The organism is Paractinoplanes globisporus DSM 43857, from assembly GCF_000379645.1.
GTDB classification, from domain to species: Bacteria; Actinomycetota; Actinomycetes; order Mycobacteriales; family Micromonosporaceae; genus Actinoplanes; species Actinoplanes globisporus.
Window position 1 is genome coordinate 70,430 of the sequence record NZ_KB903305.1, and the last position, 18,033, is coordinate 88,462.

Below are 18,033 nucleotides of genomic sequence, written 5' to 3' on the forward strand. Positions count from 1 at the left end.
ATGGCCAGCATCGTCGCGGTCATCGCCTCGACGCACCATCCGTTCTACTACCGCGCCAGCACGTCCACCGGCGAGGACCGGCCGCCGTTCGCCGACGAGTGGGTCCGGAAGATCACCGCGTTCCGGGAGACGCTGACCCGGGCCAACCCGGACGTGCTGGTGATGGTCGGCTCCGACCACTTCCACCAGCTGTGGCTGGACAACATGCCGCAGTTCCTGGTCGGCAAGGCGCCGTTCTACGACGCGAACTGGTACAACGAGGAGCGCGAGTTCGGCCTGCCGCGGATGCTGCTCAAAGGCCAGGAAGACCTCTCGGCGCACATCCTGCGGGCCGGGCTGGACGCGGGCTTCGATCTCGCGTTCAGCAACGAGCTGCGGATCGACCACAGCGTCACCTGCCCGATCATCACGCTGCGGCCCGAGGCCGACCTGCCGATCGTGCCGATCTACACGAACATCTTCGCGCCGCCGCTGCCGCAGCCGTCCCGGTTCGTGGCGCTCGGTTCGGCGATCCGCAAGATCGTCGAGGAGTGGCCGTCGCACCTGCGAGTCGCGATCATCGGTACCGGGCACCTGTCGCTCGAGCTCGGCGGGCCGCGGCAGTTCGGGCCGCACGGGCCCGACCCCGAGTTCGACCGTAAGGCGGTCGAGTGGATCGCCTCCGGCGACCTGGACAGCTGCCTGCGCGAGGTGTCGCTGGAGAGCCTGCACGCGCCGGGCAACGCCACCCACGGCTTCATGGACTTCATGCTGATGATGGGCGTGGCCGGGCCCGGGGCGAAGGCCGACTACGTCGACAACCTTGACCTGTTCCACACGATGGAGGCTTACTTCACCTGGTACCCGAACGGAGTTCCGGCATGAGCAAGTATTTGCTGAACAAGTTCCTGTACACGGTGGACCGCGACCCCTCACTCGTCGAGCGCTACCGTGCTGATCCGCGCGAGCTCGTCACGTGGTGGGAGGAGTCCCTCTCGAACGCGCTGCTCAACTGCCCCACGCCGGAGGCGAGCACCTGGCAGCGCCTCACCGACGAGGAGCGGTCGGCGCTGATCGAGCACGACCACTGCAAGCTGTTCGAGCTGGGCGCGCACCCGTTCCTCACGCTGACGCTGTTCATCGCGATGTTCGAGCGGGACAACACCGAGCCGCTGGAGTACCAGAAGGCGTTCGGCGCGCGGATGGCCCACTTCTCGCTGCCCTACCCGGACATCGCGACATGATCCCCGCGGCCGTGCTGCGCATCTGCGGCCGGCCGCCGGCGCTGGAGAAACGGCCGGCGCCGGTGCCGGGCGCGGGCGAGGTGCCGATCACCGTGGCGGCCGCGCCGATCACCCCGCTCGACCTGCTGTGCGCCACCGGCACCAGCTACTTCGGCCTGCCGGCCACCCCGTACGTGCCGGGTGTGCAGGGGGTCGGCTACCGGGACGACGGCACGCCGGTGTGGTTCGCCACCTCGGCCGGGATGCGGCCGGGCGACGGCAGCATGGCCGCGGCCGTCTCGGTGCCGTACGTGGACGTGGTGCCGCTGCCCCGGGGCGTGCCGCTGCCGCTGATCGCGGCGCTCGGGCTCTCCGCGGTGGCGGCGCACTCGGCGCTGACGCGTACCGGCGGGCTGACGCCGGGGGAGACGGTCGTGGTGCTCGGGGCCGGCGGCGTGGTCGGCCAGGCCGCGATCCAGCTGGCCCTGCTCTCCGGCGCGGGCCGGGTGATCGCCGTGTCCCGCCGGCCGGAGGCGCTCGAACGGGCGGTCCGGCTCGGCGCCGAGGAGGCCGTGCAGCTGCTGCCCGACGACGACCCGATGTCGCTGGCCGACCGGCTGCGCGATGCGTCCGGCCCGGCCGACCTGGTGCTCGACCCGGTCTTCGGGGTGCCGGCCGCCGCCGCGCTGCGGGTACTGCGCCCGGGCGGCCGGCTGGTCAACCTGGGCAGCTCGGCGTCGCCGACCGCGCCGATCGACTCGGCCACGCTGCGCAGCGGCTCGCTGCGGGTGCTCGGCTACACCAACAACGCGCTCTCGGTGGCCCAACGGGCCGAGTCGCTCGCCGAGGTCGCCGCGTTCGCCGCCGACGGCCGCCTGACGGTGGCGCACGAGCTGGTGCCGTTCGCCGATGTCGCCGAGGCCTGGGAGCGCCAGGCCACCGACGACACCGACGGCCGGATCGTCCTAGTCCTTTAGCAGCTCGACGTCGAGGGCGGCGAGCTGGGTCGGGTCGGTGATGGCCTCGAGGACGGTGATGCGGCTGCCGTCGGTGGTGACGCGGAGCGCGGCCTTGAGGCCGTCGCCGACCACGATCGCGATGCCGAGCGCGCCGTCGAGCAGGGCCGGGCGGGCGGCCTGCGCGCGTCCGGAGAAGAAGCGGGCGACCACGTCGGCGCCGCGCCGCTGGCTGACCGGGCCGATCCGCATCTCGACGTCCGGGTCGAGCAGCGTGAGCAGCGTGCCCAGGTCGCCGCCGCGGGAGGCGTCGATGAACGCGTCGACCAGCCGGCGGTCGGCGGGCGAGCCGGCCGACGGGGTGGCGCGCACCCGGCGGCGGGCCCGGCTGGCGAGCTGACGGGTCGCGTCCGGCGAGCGGCCGACGACCGGGGCGATCTCCTCGAACGAGACCGCGAACAGGTCGTGCAGCACGAATGCGAGCCGCTCGGCCGGGGTGAGCGTGTCCAGCACGACCAGCAGCGCCAGGCCGACCGAGTCGGCGAGCATCGCCTCGTCCTCGGGAGTGACCTCGGCGGTGGGCGGCTCGGTGTCGTAATCGTCCTCGCGGCGGGCCGTGCGCTGCCGCAGCATGTCGAGGCAGATCCGCCCGATCACCGTGGTGAGCCAGGCGGCGAGGTTGTCCACCTCGGCGTCGCCGGTGCGGCTGAGTCGCAGCCACGCCTCCTGGACCGCGTCGTCGGCCTCGGCGACCGAGCCGAGCATCCGCATCGCGACCGCTCGCAGTCGCGGCCGGTTCTCTTCGAACCGCTCGGCCAACGCCGTGTCGTCCATCTGTTCTGCCCCCTTTGTGGCCTATGCCACATCGGTCACATTCCTTGTACGCGCTTCGTCTACAGACCGACGAAACAGAGCGCGCCGATGTGACGGCGGCTCGCGAAACGCAAGGAGAAGGATCATGACTGCTCGTCTCGAGAACCCCGCCGGTCTGCTTCCGGAAACCGTCAAGGCGGTCAACATCCTCTACAAGTCGGCCAACTCGGCCGGGGTCGACCCCGCCATTCTGGGGCTCGTGCACCTGCGGGCCAGCCAGATCAACGGGTGCGGCCCGTGCGTCGACTCGGGCGCCCGCGAGATGCGCAAGGCCGGCGAGACGGACGACCGGCTGTTCGCGGTGCCGGTGTGGCGGGAGACCCCGTACTTCACCGACGCCGAGCGGGCCGCGCTGGCGCTCGCCGAGTACGCCACCCGGCTCGCCGACAAGGCCGACGCGGTGCCCGACGAGATCTGGGACGAGGCCGCGAAGCATTTCGACGAGAAGCAGCTGGCGGCGATCGTGCTGTGGATCGCGACGACCAACTTCTTCAACCGCATCAATGTCACGACCCGGCAGCCCGCTCCGCAGAATTGGGGATGAGTCGATGCCGCGTGCGGGACTACCATGCGCGGCATGACGGGGACTGACGCACCGCGCACCGTGCGGCTGGCGGCGGTGCTGACCATGGCGGTCGCGCCGGTCGGCTTGCTGCTGCTGGTCGACGGGCTGCTGGAACTGCACTGGTGGGGCACGTCGGAGGCACATCAGCTGATGGCGCTGCTCGACAAGATCCAAGCCGACTACGGAATCGAGCCGCCCGCCCTGCTGCGCGGGCGGCTCGGCGCGATACTGGACGTGATTCTCGGGCTGGTCTGCATCGCGTACGGGTGCCTGGGCATCTGGCTCCTGCGCGGGAGCATCTGGGCCCGCACCGCGGCGCTGGTGACCGGCGCGGTGGCCACCCTGGCCGGGGTGATCGGGGTGGGCGCCGACTCGACCGAGCCGCGCACGCTCGCGGCGTACTTCGCCGACCTGCACGGCTCCCAGATCAGCGACCGTGAGCCGCTGGTGCGGGCCCTGCTCTACCCGGGGTGGTACTCCTGGGCCGAGGACATCGTGCAGGGCCTGCAGGTGCTCGTGTCGCTGGCCGCGCTGGTGGCGCTCGGCTGGGCGGTGATCACCCACTCCGACTACTTCAGCGGCCGGCGCGACGTCGACGCCCCGCCCGACGAGTGGGACAACGCGCTGACCCGGGTGCGTGAGCAGTCCCGCAAGCACCGCGAGGCCGATTCCTGACGGTCGCTCACGACCAGGGCGTTCCGTGCTCCCGCGGCACGACGGCGCGCCCCCGCGCGGCCTGGGGCACCCCGGCCCGCCCGATGAAGACGCTGGTCAGCGCCGGCGGACCGGCCACCGGGCGCGGCCGGCGGCCGAGCGCGATGAGAAGGATGACGATCGCCACCAGGGTGGCGAGCCCGACCGCGATCAGCATGGTCCCGACGATCGTCCGGGTGACCGGCGTGCTGTCGTCGTTGCCGCCCAGGGCCGGTACCACCGCCTCCCCGGTCAGCGTCAGGTCGCCGGTGTCGACCCGCAGGGAGACCGTGGCCGGCAGTTTGGGCGGCGTCGCGAAACACACCAGGTAGCGGTCGCGCAGGGTGGACTCGACCTGGTCGAGGGCGGGCACCACCACGGGCTCGCCGGCCGGGGCGAAGAAACCGCCGGTCGCCGCGGCCGCGCCCGACCAGAAACCGCTGGCCGCGGCCGTGCCGACCACCACGAGGATGGTGCCGGCCGCCCGGAAGTCGTCGGCCAGATCGGCGGCGCGCACCCCGCCGGCGTCGGCCGCCGACGTGTACATGACGACCACCCGGCGGCCGGTCTCGGCCCGCGGGAACTGGCCGCGGGCCAGCGTCAGGGCCGTTTCCGTGTCCCGGTCGCCGTCGGCCCGGATCGCGGTGAGCGCGCCGACCACGCCGGACGGCCCGCGCAGCGGCGCGGTGGCCGCGGCGGCCGGCTTGCGGTCGGGGATCACCACGGCCTGGGTGCTCGTCGGCGCCTCGAGGATGAACCGGGCGGCGGCGCTCAGCCAGGCCGGCAGCGTCGCGGCGCCTTTCGTCGAGGCGTCCACCACGATCGTGACGGCCAGGCCGTCGGACATCACCGGTACCAGGTCGGCGCGCTGGCTCTGACCGTTCACCGTGACCGCGACGCTGCGCTTGCCGGCGCCGTTGCTGGCGCTCAGGTCGATCACCACGGCCGTCTCGCCGCCCCCGCTGAGCACCCCCGCGACCGGCAGCGGCAGCGGGACCGCCGCGGCCGCCGGGCGTGCGCCGACGAGCGGCGCCGCGAGCAGCGCCGTGAGCAGTGCCGTGAGCGCCGCCCCGAGGCGGCGCCGCTCAGGCCGGCTCGGCGAACGCGATGACATTGTCCCGATAGCTTCCGCGAGACCGGTCGAAGCTGCCGCCGCAGGTCACGAGCCGGAGCGTGGGGTCGAGGGTGGGCGCGTAGACGAGGTCGGTGGGGAACTGGACCTTGGGAACCCGCTCGATCTTGGTGATCTTGAAGGTCGCGGAGGTGCCGTCGGCGCGGTCGACCCGCACGGTCGTGCCGGGTTTGGCCCGGTAGAGGTCGATGAAGATGCCGGGACCGGTGTGCGAGTCGACGTGGCCGAGGATCACGGCCGGGCCGGGCTGGCCGGGGCGCGGGCCGTACTCGTACCAGCCGGCGATGTCGGTACGGGCCGGGACCGCGATCGTGCCGTCGGTCTGCAGGCCGAGGCGTTCCACCTTGCTGTCCACCTTGAGCGCGGGGATGCGCAGCCGCACCGGCTCGCCCACCGTGTCGTACGTGCGGACCGAGTGGAAGGCCTCGGCGGACGGGTCCGTCGCCGCCGGCTGCTGCCCGGCGGCGGGCGCCGAGCGCGCGACCGCGGCCGGTGGCGGCGAGGCCCCGGCGACCACGGCCAGCACCGCCAGGCCGAGCGCGGCGAGCGCCGAAAGGCGGGCGTACGGGGGCATCAGCGAGTTTCCACGACCGCGGCCATACCGCCGAACCCGGTCTGCGCCCCGCCGCGCGGCAGCCGGGCCGCCACCGTGGCCCCGAACGCGTCGGCCATCGTCCGGGCCAGGTCGAACATCTGCTGGTAGGTGTCGTAGGCGACATCGTGCGCGGTGGCGTAGTCCTTGGCCGCGTACGCGTCGGCGTGCTTCATCAGCATCATGTCGTGGTGCTGCAGGGCCGTGGTGAGCGCGCCGGTGCTGATCCGCTTGCTGGTCGCGCCGGCCAGGAACGTGCCCATCCGCTGCTCGATGCCGGCCATCGCGGCCTTGGCCTGGTCCTGCTTGGCCTTGTCGCCGGCGGCGGTGGCGCTCGCGTACGCCACCAGCTGCTCGACGTGGTCGGCCCACATCTGCTGGAACTGCTTGGCCGCGGCCGCGCCGAACAGCGTGTCGATGGCGGCGGCGAGATCCTTCGTGTTGCCGTTGAGCATGTCGCCGGAGGCGGCGAAATCGGGCGAGCGGGTCACCGCGGCCCGGGTCAGGTCTTCCACCAGAGCGGCGTGCTCGGCGAGCAGCTTGCCCAGCTGGGAGCGCAGCCGCCAGAGCGGTTGCTGCAGGGTCGCCCTGTCGGCCGGCGGCAGCAGCGCGTTCGCCAGGGCCAGCCCGAGGTCGTACGTGTGCTGGTAGCCCATCCGGTACATCGCGTCGGCGGTGGCGTAGTCCTTCGCCGCGTACGCGTCGGCCTGGCCTGTCAGATGTCCGACATGCTCGACGATCGCCGCGCGGGCCGCTGCCTGGGAGAGCCGCCCGTGTGAGGCGCCCGCGAAGAAGTCGCCCAGCTCCTGCTCGTACTCGACGAGCTCCTCGTGTGCATCCTGCTTGGCCGCCTGGTCCTGGGCCGCGAGCGCTCCCGCGTACGCGAACAGCGCGACCACGTGTTCCGACCACATCGGACTGAACTTGTCGGCCGTGGCCTTGCCGAACATCTGCCCGACCAGCGTGGTCATGGCCGCAGTGTTCTTGCCGAGGGCGGCGTTCGCCGCCTGGACGAAGTCGTCGTCGCCGCGGATGCGGCTGCGCATCAGGTCGGCCGCGAGCACCGAGTGCTGCCCGAGCAGCGCCTCGAACTGGATCGCCAGGTCGGCCGCGGACGGCGCCGCCTGAAATCGCGCCGGAAACACGGCCGCGGGGGCGGTCGCGGGCACGGTCGCTCTCGCCGGCTCCGTCGCGAGCGTGCAAAACAGCAGGCCGGCGCCGAGAAGAGGCAGCGTCCGCCAGAGCCGACCATATCCAGGAATCCGCATGTGCCTCATCGCCCAGCTTCGCCACGGAGGAAGTCGCTGCCGACCATAACGCCACGCCGCCAGGCGCGCGAGTCCGCTGAGCGACCGACCCCACACCCACCGTCGATGCAGTACGGTCGGGTTTGCTTACTGACACACGTTGATCTTCGGGGTGACCGGCATTGGTGACGGTGGGGCAGCGCGTGGCCGGGCGCTATCGCCTCCTGCGCCCGCTCGCCGCCGGGGGCATGGGCGGGGTGTGGCTCGCCCACGACGAGGCCGACGACGATCTGGTCGCCCTCAAGAAATGCGCCATCCCCGACGGCCTCACCCCCGACGAGCAGGATCTTTTCCGCGTGTGGACGGTTCGCGAGGCGCGCGCGTTCGCCGTGGTCGGCCACCCGAACGTGGTGCGCACGCTGGACGTCCTGCCCGGCGAGGACACCCCGTGGATCGTGATGGAGTACGTGGCGTCCCGCTCGCTGCAGCAGGTGATCGACGAGTCCGGCCCGCTGCCGCCGGCCCGGGTGGCCGGTGTCGGCCTGGCGGTGCTCGAGGCGCTGCTCGCCGTGCGCCGCGTCGGCCTGCTGCATCTGGACGTCAAACCGGGCAACGTGCTGATCGCCGACGACGGCCGGGTGGTGCTCACCGACTTCGGCCCGGCGGTCACCACCGAGGGGGTCCGGGCGCTGGCCAGGGCCGGCATCATCCTGGGCTCACCGAAATACCTGGCGCCCGAGCGGCTCTTCGACGGGGTGGCGCTGCCCGAGTCCGACCTGTGGTCGCTGGGCGCCACCCTCTACCACGCGGTCGAGGGGCACCCGCCGTTTGTGCGCGACAGCACGGCCGCGACGCTGCTGGCGATCACCGAGGGGCCGCCCGAGCCGCCGACCCGGGCCGGTGCGCTCGAGCCGGTGATCGCGGGCCTGCTGCGGATCGACCCGGCCGACCGGCTCGCCCCGCCCGCGGTGGAGGACGGGCTGCGGGCCGTCATCCGGCAGCCGGTCGAGCGGCCGGCGCTGCCCGCCCCGAAGGCGAGGGTGCCGCAGACGAGGGTGCCGCAGCCGAGCGTGCCGCAGACGAGGGCGCCGCAGCCGACGGCGCCGCAGCCGACGGCGCCCTCCCCGAGGGTCGCGCCGCGCCACCCACGCCGCCTGGGCCACCCACGCCGCCCGGGCCACCCACGCCGCCCGGGCCAGCCACGCCGCCCGGGCCGCTCCCGCCGGCGGGTCGCCGCGCTCGCCGGAGCCCTCGCCGTGCTGGTCGCGCTGATCACCGTCTTCGCGGTGACCCGGCCGGGCGGCGAGTCCGCCGCCAAGCCCCGGGTCCAGGTCGACGTGTCCGACCTGCCGCCGCCCGGCTTCGCCTGGCACACCGCGCCCCGCCTCTACCGGATCGCCCTGCCGCAGAAGTGGAGCGTGGCGAAGGGCGTCGACTCGGCCTTCGGACCGCAGGGTCGCCCGCTGCTGACCGTCCGGGCCGAGCCCGCTCCGGCCAATGCCGTCGCCGCGCTGACCGCCCAGGAGGCGAAGGTCGGCCTGCCCGGGTACCGCCGGATCCGGATCGAGCAGATGTCTCCGAACGAGGCCGTCTTCGCCGGCGAGGCGGTGTGGGAGTTCACCTACCTCCAGTCGAGCGGCGCGATGCGCGCCATGCAGTTGGTCATCCCCGAGCCGTCCGGCGACCGCGTCTTCATCCTCGACTGGCGGGCGCCGCGCGACCAGTGGGCCCGCGATCTCACGATTTTGGATCAAATCGTGGTCACCTTCAGGCCGCTTTCAGACGAATGACGTACGGTGCGTGGGTGTCCGCACCGCACCACCGGATCGAGTACGCCGAGTGACATCGCTAGCACCATCCGTAAATGACCAGTGAAGCACCGGCGAGGACGGGTCAGCTTGTCGCCGACCGTTACCGCCTCGTAGAACCGCTGGGTGCCGGGGGTCTGGGCCGCGTGTGGCTGGCCCGCGACCGCGCCGACGGCCGGCTCGTGGCGATCAAGAAATGCGCCCTGCCGGAGGGTCTTGCCCCCGACGCCGCGGACCTCTTCTTCGGCTGGACGGTCCGCGAGGCGCGCTTCCTGTCCCGGCTCGGCCATCCGAACGTGGTGCGCACCCTCGACGTGCTCGCCGACGACGAGGCGCCGTGGATCGTCATGGAGTACGTGCCGTCCCGGTCGCTGCAGGACGTGATCGACGAGTCCGGCCCGCTGCCGCCCACCCGGGTCGCCGAGATCGGCCTGGCCATGCTCGACGGCCTGCTCGCCGTGCGCCGGGCCGGGCTGCTGCACCTGGACATCAAGCCGAGCAACGTGCTGATCACCGACGACGGCCGGGCGATGCTGACCGATTTCGGCCCGGGCGTCACGGTCGAGGGGCTGCGGGCGCTCGCCGCCGCCGGCATCGTGCTCGGCTCGCCGAAGTACCTCGCGCCCGAGCGGCTGATCGACGGCGAGGGGACGCCCGAGTCCGACCTGTGGTCGCTGGGCGCCACGCTCTACTACGCCGTCGAGGGCCGGCCGCCGTTCGCGCGCGCGACGATCGACGACACGCTGCTGGCGATCGCGGGGGAGCGGCCCGACCCGCCGTCGCAGGCCGGCCCGCTCACCGGCGTGCTCGCGGGCCTCCTGCGGCACGACCCGGACGACCGGCTCACCGCGGTCGAGGCCGGTTCCGCGCTGAGCGCGATCCTGCGCCGGCCGGCCGAGAAGGCCGCGACCCATCCGTGGCCGGCGGCGCCGAGCCGGTCGCGGGTCGAGTTCGCGGTCCTCACCGCCCTGGTGACGGCGCTGCTCGCGGTGGTCACCGTGCTGTCGCACCGGCCCGGCGGCGCATAATCCTCCGGTGTCCGCGCCCCTTTTCCTGGTCGACGACCTGCCCGCCGGCCCGTCCTATACGCTGACCGGTCCCGAGGGCCACCACGCCGCGACCGTGCAGCGGCTGCGCGCCGGCGAGGCGCTGATCCTCGCCGACGGGCGCGGCGGCAGCGCGACCGCCGAGGTCACGGCCGTCGGCAAGGGCAGCGTCGAGGTACGGGTGACCGGCCGCTCGACGCTCGCCGCGCCCGACCCGAGGCTGGTCGTGGCGCAGGGGATCGCCAAGGGCGACCGGGGCGAGCTCGCCGTGCAGGCGATGACCGAGATCGGGGTGGACGAGATCCTGCCCTGGGCGGCGTCCCGGTCGGTGGCGCAGTGGCGAGGCGAGCGCGGCGCCAAGTCGCGGGAGAAGTGGGTGTCCACCGCGCGGGAGGCGGCCAAGCAGGCCCGCCGAGCCTGGCTGCCGGTGGTGGGCGGCGACCCGGACTGCTCGACGAAGCAGGTCGCGGCCCGGCTGGGCGACGCGCGGGCCGCGTTCGTGCTGCACGAGGAGGCGACCGTGCGGCTCGCCGCGGCCGAGTTGCCGCCGAGCGGGGAGATCGTGCTGGTGGTGGGGCCCGAGGGCGGCATCGCCGACGCCGAGCGGGTCGCGTTCGAGCAGGCGGGCGCGGTCGCGGTGCGGCTGGGGCCCGAGGTGTTGCGGACCTCGACGGCCGGAGTCGCCGCCCTGTCGGTGCTCTCCGCCCGAATCAGCCGCTGGTAACCCCCTAGAGCGCGCGCACCAGCTGGCGGCGGTCGAGGCCGGGCAGCACGATGCTTTCGTCGAGGCGGTCGCCCGAGGAGATCTGGTGGGCGACACGGGCCGCGATCCGCCGGGTGAGCAGCCGGCGCAGGCCCCGCCCGCGGATGCTGCCGTGGAACGGCTCGCCGAGCCGGCGCAGTCGGCCGGCCTGCCGGGCGATCGCGGGGACGAGCTCGGGGAACGGCGTGTGCAGGGCCTCGGTCGAGGGCGAGCCGAGGTAGTCGAAGGGCTCCGAGCCGGCCATCGGCATGAACTCGACGCCGATCAGCTTGAGGTTGCGGTGTGCCCGGTAGTCGAGCATGGCCACGAGGTGGCGGACGCCGGCCAGCCGTCCCGCGTTGAGGAACGTCCGGTACAGCAGCGAGCTGACGGCCAGGCCCGAGCGGCCGCCCCGGTACGCCGGCAGCACCGCGAGCGTGGCGAAGTCCCAGATCCGGCCGCTGTGCAGGCCGTGCAGGGCGACGATCGTGGACAGGTCGACGTCGATGCGGGCCGGGGCGTCGTCGAGGGTCTTGCCGCCGCCGTCGATCACCCGGGCCGCGCCGGCGGGCAGGCCCGTCCGGCGGTCGAGGACCAGGAAGAACAGGCTGTCGTCCTCGTACCGGCGGTACTCGGCGATCATCGTGGGCACGTCCATCTCGAACGACTCCTCGAAGACCAGCCGCTCAACTGTGCGGGCGACGTCGGCGAGCGGGGAGGTCGCGGCGACGGCCAGCGCCAGGAAGCGGCCGGGCCGGTCGCGGTACGTGGTGAGGGCCGCCGCCGTCAGCCGGCGCATCGCGGTCTCGTCGAGGTCGTAGTTCATGGTCAGAAGCCCTTCGCGACGATCTCGGTGGTCCGGAAGTACTGCTCGGTGAACGCGACGACGTCGGCCGGGTCGAAGGCCTTGCAGGTGTAGATGTCGACGCTGAAGAAGGAGACCGGGCGCTCCCAGGAGTAGAAGTGCGCGCCCGACGTCTCCCAATGGATCCAGCCGGCCCAGCCGTACAGATCGCTGCAGTGGGTCACCGGCTCGATCAGCGTGATCATGTCGGTCACCACCGAGAGCTTCGACAGATAGTCCTTGATGTGCTCATCGGTGATCACAAATGTCGGGTAACCCTCGACCACCAGTCGCTGACGGTGAATCATCGGCGCCAAGTCACGGTAGTCGACGTCGTTGTTACGGAGCGTGGTGATCGGGAGCGACATGCGAACCCATCCTGCCTGGCATACGGGGTGAATCGGACTCATCCGACTATAGCCAAAAACTACGCAGGGTCAACACGGTCGACATTACAGAGAGTTAGCGCACATTCTGATCATGGACGAAGCGGTCCGTTAGGCTAGCCTTCCGTCATGGTCCTGGCGCGGACCGTGACCGTGCTCCGGTCTTGATCTGGCCGATTCGCCGGGCCAAGGTCGGTACCCGGCTGCTGCACGTGCGAGGGAGGAAGCGGTGATTCTGGCCGCGCGGAACATCACGGTCGGGTATTACCACGGGCGGGGCAGCACCGAGGATCTCGTCCGGCAGCGGCGGTGAGCGTCCTGTGGCGGGCGGTGACCCGCAACCGATGGCGGCTGCTGGCCGGGTGCGTCCTGATCGGGCTGCACCAGGCGTGCGAGGCGACCGTGCCGATTCTCATCGGCGAGACCGTCGACCTGGCCGTGTCGACCGGCTCGCTGCTGCGGCTGGTCACCTGGGTCGGACTGCTCGGCCTGCTGTTCCTGCTGCTCACCACGGCATACCGGAACGGCGCCCGGCAGCTGATGCGGGCGCTGGCCGACGAGTCGCACGCGCTGCGCCTCGAGGTCGCGGCCAAGGTGCTCGACCCGCGGGCCGAGGCGCGCACCGGCGACGTGCTCACCATCTCGACGACCGACGCCGACCACGCGTCCTACCTGATCGACTACGTGCCGCGGATCTTCGGCGCGCTGATGGCGACGGCCGTCAGTGCGGTCGGGCTCTGCGTGATCTCCGTACCACTGGGGCTTGTGGTCCTGATCGGAACCCCGGTCGTGCTGGTCGCGCTGCAGCGGGCGGCACCACTGATCACCCGGCGGGTCGCCGTCCGGCAGGAGGTCGCCGGGCGCGCCTCGTCGCTCGCCACCGACCTGGTCACCGGCCTGCGCCCGTTGCGCGGCATCGGCGCGCAGGAGGCCGCCGACGCGCGCTACCACGAGGTGAGCCGGGAATCGTTGCGGGCCACCCTGCTCGCGGCCCGCACCCAGGGCGGCTTCCAGGCCGCCTCGACCACCGTGAGCACGCTGCTGGCCTGCGGGATCGCGATCCTGGCCGGGTGGTTCGCGCTGACCGGGCGGATCAGCGCCGGCGAGCTGATCACGGTGATCGGGCTGGCCGCGTTCCTGGGCGAGCCGTTCGGCACGCTGGCGGCGGCGCCGAGCTGGATCGCGACCGCGCGGGCCTCGGCCGACCGGATAGCCGAGGTGCTGCGCGCCTGGCCGGGAACCGAGGAAGCCGCCGATCCGCCGGTGCTGCCGACCGACGGGGAATGTCTCGGCGTGGTGGTCGAGACCGACCCGAGCGCGCTGCTTCAGCTCTACGACGACGGCTCGCCGGACGTCCTGGTGGCGCCCCACCACCCCGAGCTCTTCTCCGGCACGATCCGCGAGAACATCATCTTGACCGAGATCTCCGGACAGAACGGTCTGGACGGGGTGCTGAGCGCGTCGGCGGCCGAGGACGTCGTGGCGGCCCACCCGGACGGGCTCGACCACGCCATCGCCGAACGCGGCTCCGCCCTCTCCGGCGGCCAGCGGCAACGCCTCGCCCTGGCCCGGGCGTTGCTCGCCCGGCCCCGGCTGCTCGTGCTGCACGACCCGACCACGGCGGTCGACGCGGTCACCGAGCACGCGATCGCCCGCGGCATCCGCGACCTGCGGCACCGTCCCGGCTCCCAGCTCGGCACGCTGATCGTCACCACCAGCCCCGCGCTGCTCGCGGTCACCGACCGGGTAGTGGTGATGCGCGACGGCGAGGTGGTCGCCACCGGCACGCATGCCTCGCTCGCGGCGGCCGACCCCGGATACCGTGCGACGGTGCTGCGGTGACCGGCCCGGCCTCGCTCCCGGTGGCCACACCCGCCCAAACCGGCGGCTGGCTGCTCGCCCAGCTGCGCAGCCGCCGCCTCGAACTCGCGATCACGCTCGCCGCCGGCCTGATCGCGGCGACCGCGTCGGTGGTGCCGGTGACCGCGCTGGGCCGGCTCGTCGATCTCGTACGCAACGGCGCCCGCCCGGCCGCGCTCTACCCCATCGCGATCGTGGTGGTGACCGCCGCCCTGATCGGCGGTGTCGCGTCCGGCGCCACCACGGCCCTGGTCAGCCGCCTCGGCGAGCGGATCCTCGCCACCCTGCGCGAGGAGACGGTCGGCATCGCGCTGCGGCTGCCCGCCACCGTGCTCGACCGCGCCGGCCGCGGCGACCTGCTCTCCCGCGTCGGCGCCGACGTCGCCGCCATCGGCACGGCCGCCGCCGAGGTGCTGCCCACGGTCATCTCGGCCGTCCTGCTGGCCGCGCTCAGCGTCACCGCCATGTTCGGTCTCGACTGGCGGCTCGGGCTGGCCGGCCTCGCCGCCATGCCGCTGTACCTGGCCGCGCTGCGCTGGTACCTGCCGCGTTCGGCGCCGATCTACGCCCGGGAACGCGCCGCGATCGGCGCCCGCTCGCAACTGCTCATGGAGAGCCTGCAGGGCGTGCGGACCGTGCACGCGTACCGGATCGAGGACCGGCATCTCACCGCCATCGACGGCGCCTCGGCCCGCGCCCGCGACCTGTCGATCGGCGTGTTCACGCTGTTCACCCGCTTCGTCGGCCGGATCAACCGGGCCGAGCTGGTCGGGCTGGCCACGATCCTGGTGGCCGGCTTCTGGTTCGTGCGGGCCGGCTGGGTCACGGTCGGTGAGACCGCCGCCGCGGCCGTGCTGTTCCATCGCCTGTTCAACCCGATCGGGATGATCCTGTTCACCTTCGACGAGATCCAGGAGGCCGGCGCGGGCCTGGCCCGGCTCGTCGGCGTGGGCACGCTGCCGGTCGCCCCGGCCGGCACGATCAAGCTGGACAAGGCCGACCTCGCCCTCGACCACGTCTGCTTCGCCTACGACGAGCGGGTGCCGGTGCTGCGCGACATCAACCTCCGGGTCGCGCCGGGCGAGCGGGTCGCGCTGGTCGGCTCCACCGGCGCCGGGAAAACCACGGTGGCGTCCATCGCCGCGGGCATCCTTCGCCCCCAATCCGGTACGGCGTACGCCGGCGGCGTACCCGTCGGGGAGCTGGCACCGGGCGTCATCGCGGTGATCAGCCAGGAGACGCACGTGTTCGCCGGCCCGCTCGTCGAGGACGTACGCCTGGCCCGCCCGTGGGCGGCCGACGAGGAGGTGCGCGCCGCCCTCGCGACCGTCGGCGCCCTGCGCTGGGCCGCCGCACTGCCCGACGGCCTGCACACGCTGATCGGCGAGGGCGGCTACCCGCTGACCGCAGCCCAGGGGCAGCAGCTGGCCCTCGCCCGCCTCGTGCTGCTCGACCCGGCCGTGGCGATCCTCGACGAGGCCACGGCCGAGGCCGGCAGCGCGGGCGCCCGCGCCCTGGAGGAGTCGGCGCTGGCGGCCACCCGCGGCCGCACCACGCTGCTGGTCGCGCACCGTCTCACCCAGGCCGCCACGGCCGACCGCATCGTGGTCCTCGAGCACGGCGTCGTGCTCGAGGAGGGCACCCACGAGGAACTGGCCGCCAACCGGGGCCGCTACGCCGAGCTGTGGGAGGCGTGGCAGTCCCGGTCGTGACTCACGAGACGGTCAGCTCCGCCGAGACGCGCGGATCGTCCACCGCGTGCGCGGCCGTCACCGTGTATCCACCGGGGACGGTGCGCCAGCCGTCGTCCCAGACCTGGAACGTGCGCGGGGGCAGCGGGATGCGGACGGTGACCGTCTCGCCGGGGTGGGCGTCGACGTTCTCGAACCCCGCGAGCCAGCGCAACGGCCGCGTCTCGTCGGGGACGGCCGGTGCGACGTACACCTGCACGACCTCGCGGCCGGAGCGCGCGCCCGCGTTGGTGAGGGTGACCACCGCCTCGCTCGCGTTCACCGCGATCTCGTCGTAGCGCCAGGTCGTGTAGCCGAGGCCGTGCCCGAACGCGTAGAGCGGGTCCTTCCCGGAGCGCAGCCAGCCCCGGTAGCCGACGAAGACTCCCTCGTCGTAGGCGACCACGCCGTCCCGCGGCTCGATCGCCAGCACCGGGCAGTCCGCCTCCGCCCGCGGCCAGGTCGTCGGCAGCCGGCCGCCGGGCTCGGCGACCCCGAGCAGCACGTCGGCCAGCGCGGCGCCACCCTCCTGCCCGGGGAACCAGGTCAGCAGCACCGCCGCCACCTCGTCCGTCCACGGCATCAGCACCGGCGAGCCGGCGTTCACCACCACGACCGTGCGCGGGTTCGCGGCGGCGACCCGGGACACCAACTCGTCCTGCCGGCCCGGCAGCGCCAGCGACGTGCGGTCGAAGCCCTCCGACTCGACCTGCTCCGTCGTGCCGACCACGACCACCGCCACGTCCGACCCGGCGGCCAACCGCACCGCCTCCTCGATCAGCCCGTCCTCGTCCGGCGACGGCGGGCGATGACCCAGCGTCGTGGCGACCGTGTGGGCCGTGCCCCGGGCGATCGTCTGCTCGAGCACGACCGGAACCGGCACGCCGGCCGTCAACTCGACCGAGACGCGCTGCTCGCGCGGCAACAGCAGCAGCTCGGCCCGGCCGGCGTCGGCCGGGTGCAGCGAACCCTCGTACCGTGACTCGCCGTTGATCGAAAGTTTGAAGGTGCCGAAACCGGAGACCGCGAACGTGTGCACGCCGCTCCGGTCCGGGACGTAGGTCGTCTCCAGGCGCAGGCCGTCGACCTGAGCGGGGTCCAAGCCGCCCGGCAGCGAGCCGATCCAGCGGACGGCCGCCGGATCGACGCCAAAGGAGTGGCCGCCGACCAGCACCCGGGTCGGGCTGTGCAGCGCCGGCAGGAACGGGCGCGGGTCGGCGCCGACCGCGTACTCGACATCCACCCCCGGCAGGGCTCGGACCAGGCCCTCCAGCGGCGAGACCGTGTGCGGCGGGGACACCTGCGCGCTGCCGCCGCCGAGGACCCGGGCGTCCATCGCGAGCGCGCCGATCACCGCGACCCGGGTCAGGCCGGTCGCCTCCAGGGGCAGCGTGAAGTTCTCGTTGCGGGCCAGCACGAACGAGCGGGTGGCCACCTCGTGTGCGATCCGGTCGCCGTCCAGCGTTTCGGAGATCTCCGGCAAATCATCAAAGGCCCCCACGCGTACGGCGAGCCGCAGCACCCGGCGAACCTTGTCGTCGATGACGTCCTCGGGCACCTCGCCCGACCGGACCGCCGACACCAGCGCCGCACCCCACGGGTTCTCCAGCTTCGGCATGGCGATGTCCAGGCCGCCCAGCGCCGCGCCCACCGTCGAGCGCGCCGCCCGCCAGTCCGACACGACGACCCCGTCGAAGCCCCACTCGCCCTTGAGGATCTCGTCCTGCAGCCGGCCGTTCGAGGCCATCGGCGAGCCGTTCACGCCGTTGTAGGCGCTCATCAGCCCCCACCCACCGGCCTCGACCACCCGCTCGAACGGCGCCAGATAGATCTCCCGCAGCGTCCGCTCGTCGATCCGGACTTCCACCTCCATCCGGTCGGTCTCGAAGTCGTTGCCGACCAGATGCTTCACCGTCGTGCCGACCCCGTACGCCTGCACGCCGCGCACGAAACCCACCGCGACCTCGCCGCTGAGCAGCGGATCCTCCGAGTAGCACTCGAAATGCCGGCCACCCAGCGGCGTGCGCTGCAGGTTCACCGTCGGGCCCAGCAGGACGTGCACACCCTTGCGCCGTGCCTCCTGTCCCAGCAGCCGGCCCGCCGTCTCGGCCAGCTCCGGGTCCCAGGCCGCCGCGAGCGCGGTCGGGCTCGGCAGCGCGATCGACGGATCGTCCGGCGCCCACCCCGTCCCGCGTACCCCGATCGGCCCGTCCGACATCACCAGCGAGCGCAGTCCGATCCGCTCGATCGCCGGCAGCGACCAGAAGTCCTGCCCGGCCAGCAGCGACACCTTCTCCTCAAGGTCCAGCCGCTTGATGACGTCCTCTATCTCGATCATTCACTCACCCTAAGATCTC

At 73.0% G+C, this 18,033-nt stretch carries 17 protein-coding genes; 10 read left to right on the forward strand and 7 right to left on the reverse strand.

Translation table 11 applies throughout. The features are described 5' to 3' along the window. From A3CQ_RS0119590 to A3CQ_RS0119600, 3 genes are read left to right on the forward strand one after another with little or no spacing between them, the layout of a single operon-like run. Positions 1-864, forward strand: coding sequence for a DODA-type extradiol aromatic ring-opening family dioxygenase (locus A3CQ_RS0119590; protein ID WP_020512649.1), 864 nt, complete (start codon positions 1-3; stop codon positions 862-864). After that, positions 861-1,223 carry a hypothetical protein gene (locus A3CQ_RS0119595; RefSeq protein ID WP_020512650.1) on the forward strand — a complete coding sequence of 121 codons (363 nt, stop codon included), beginning with the start codon at positions 861-863 and terminating at the stop codon, positions 1,221-1,223. Before A3CQ_RS0119590 ends, A3CQ_RS0119595 begins: the two co-directional genes overlap by 4 nt. After that, on the forward strand, positions 1,220-2,179 hold the full coding sequence (locus A3CQ_RS0119600) for a quinone oxidoreductase family protein (RefSeq protein WP_020512651.1): 960 nt from the start codon (positions 1,220-1,222) through the stop codon (positions 2,177-2,179). Before A3CQ_RS0119595 ends, A3CQ_RS0119600 begins: the two co-directional genes overlap by 4 nt. Here A3CQ_RS0119600 and A3CQ_RS0119605 read toward each other — a convergent pair. Beyond that, positions 2,168-2,992: a sigma-70 family RNA polymerase sigma factor gene (locus A3CQ_RS0119605; RefSeq protein WP_020512652.1), complete on the reverse strand. Its 825-nt coding sequence runs from the start codon at positions 2,990-2,992 to the stop codon at positions 2,168-2,170. The genes A3CQ_RS0119600 and A3CQ_RS0119605 overlap by 12 nt on opposite strands. A 124-nt stretch (positions 2,993-3,116) precedes the next feature. Here A3CQ_RS0119605 and A3CQ_RS0119610 point away from each other — a divergent pair, with 124 nt between their 5' ends. Then, positions 3,117-3,575 carry a carboxymuconolactone decarboxylase family protein gene (locus A3CQ_RS0119610; protein ID WP_020512653.1) on the forward strand — a complete coding sequence of 153 codons (459 nt, stop codon included), beginning with the start codon at positions 3,117-3,119 and terminating at the stop codon, positions 3,573-3,575. Between the two features lie 33 nt (positions 3,576-3,608). Continuing rightward, entirely contained in the window at positions 3,609-4,271 is a 663-nt protein-coding gene (locus A3CQ_RS0119615) for a hypothetical protein (RefSeq protein ID WP_026205902.1), read from the forward strand. A 7-nt stretch (positions 4,272-4,278) separates the two neighbouring features. On the opposite strand, the gene A3CQ_RS0119620 is transcribed toward A3CQ_RS0119615, so the two are convergent. From A3CQ_RS0119620 to A3CQ_RS0119630, 3 genes are read right to left on the reverse strand one after another with little or no spacing between them, the layout of a single operon-like run. Next, complete coding sequence (locus A3CQ_RS0119620; protein WP_020512655.1) at positions 4,279-5,403, reverse strand: hypothetical protein; 1,125 nt, start codon at positions 5,401-5,403, stop codon at positions 4,279-4,281. Next, complete coding sequence (locus A3CQ_RS0119625; RefSeq protein ID WP_020512656.1) at positions 5,375-5,995, reverse strand: class F sortase; 621 nt, start codon at positions 5,993-5,995, stop codon at positions 5,375-5,377. Before A3CQ_RS0119625 ends, A3CQ_RS0119620 begins: the two co-directional genes overlap by 29 nt. Then, on the reverse strand, positions 5,995-7,182 hold the full coding sequence (locus tag A3CQ_RS0119630) for a hypothetical protein (RefSeq protein ID WP_020512657.1): 1,188 nt from the start codon (positions 7,180-7,182) through the stop codon (positions 5,995-5,997). The genes A3CQ_RS0119625 and A3CQ_RS0119630 overlap by 1 nt, the downstream gene beginning before the upstream one ends. Positions 7,183-7,445: 263 nt before the next feature. On the opposite strand from A3CQ_RS0119630, the gene A3CQ_RS53435 reads away from it, so the two are divergent. The 3 genes from A3CQ_RS53435 to A3CQ_RS0119645 all read left to right on the forward strand — a co-directional run bounded on the left by A3CQ_RS53435 (position 7,446) and on the right by A3CQ_RS0119645 (position 10,838). Next, entirely contained in the window at positions 7,446-9,050 is a 1,605-nt protein-coding gene (locus A3CQ_RS53435) for a serine/threonine-protein kinase (RefSeq protein ID WP_157296089.1), read from the forward strand. 74 nt (positions 9,051-9,124) lie between these two features. After that, positions 9,125-10,096 carry a serine/threonine-protein kinase gene (locus A3CQ_RS53440; protein ID WP_084699145.1) on the forward strand — a complete coding sequence of 324 codons (972 nt, stop codon included), beginning with the start codon at positions 9,125-9,127 and terminating at the stop codon, positions 10,094-10,096. A 7-nt stretch (positions 10,097-10,103) separates the two neighbouring features. Further along, on the forward strand, positions 10,104-10,838 hold the full coding sequence (locus A3CQ_RS0119645; RefSeq protein ID WP_020512659.1) for a 16S rRNA (uracil(1498)-N(3))-methyltransferase: 735 nt from the start codon (positions 10,104-10,106) through the stop codon (positions 10,836-10,838). Between the two features lie 4 nt (positions 10,839-10,842). On the opposite strand, the gene A3CQ_RS0119650 is transcribed toward A3CQ_RS0119645, so the two are convergent. Then, the gene (locus tag A3CQ_RS0119650) at positions 10,843-11,682 is read right to left on the reverse strand and encodes a hypothetical protein (protein WP_020512660.1); all 840 of its coding nucleotides are present in this window, start codon (positions 11,680-11,682) and stop codon (positions 10,843-10,845) included. 2 nt (positions 11,683-11,684) lie between these two features. Then, entirely contained in the window at positions 11,685-12,068 is a 384-nt protein-coding gene (locus tag A3CQ_RS0119655; protein ID WP_020512661.1) for an S-adenosylmethionine decarboxylase, read from the reverse strand. A 327-nt stretch (positions 12,069-12,395) separates the two neighbouring features. Between A3CQ_RS0119655 and A3CQ_RS0119665 the strand changes: the two genes are divergently transcribed. After that, the gene (locus tag A3CQ_RS0119665) at positions 12,396-13,928 is read left to right on the forward strand and encodes an ABC transporter transmembrane domain-containing protein (protein ID WP_020512662.1); all 1,533 of its coding nucleotides are present in this window, start codon (positions 12,396-12,398) and stop codon (positions 13,926-13,928) included. Then, complete coding sequence (locus A3CQ_RS0119670; RefSeq protein WP_020512663.1) at positions 13,925-15,658, forward strand: ABC transporter ATP-binding protein; 1,734 nt, start codon at positions 13,925-13,927, stop codon at positions 15,656-15,658. Before A3CQ_RS0119665 ends, A3CQ_RS0119670 begins: the two co-directional genes overlap by 4 nt. A gap of 1 nt (position 15,659) precedes the next feature. On the opposite strand, the gene A3CQ_RS0119675 is transcribed toward A3CQ_RS0119670, so the two are convergent. Continuing rightward, positions 15,660-18,014, reverse strand: a complete 2,355-nt coding sequence (locus A3CQ_RS0119675) for a beta-glucosidase (protein WP_020512664.1) — start codon at positions 18,012-18,014, stop codon at positions 15,660-15,662. Positions 18,015-18,033: the final 19 nt, after the last annotated feature.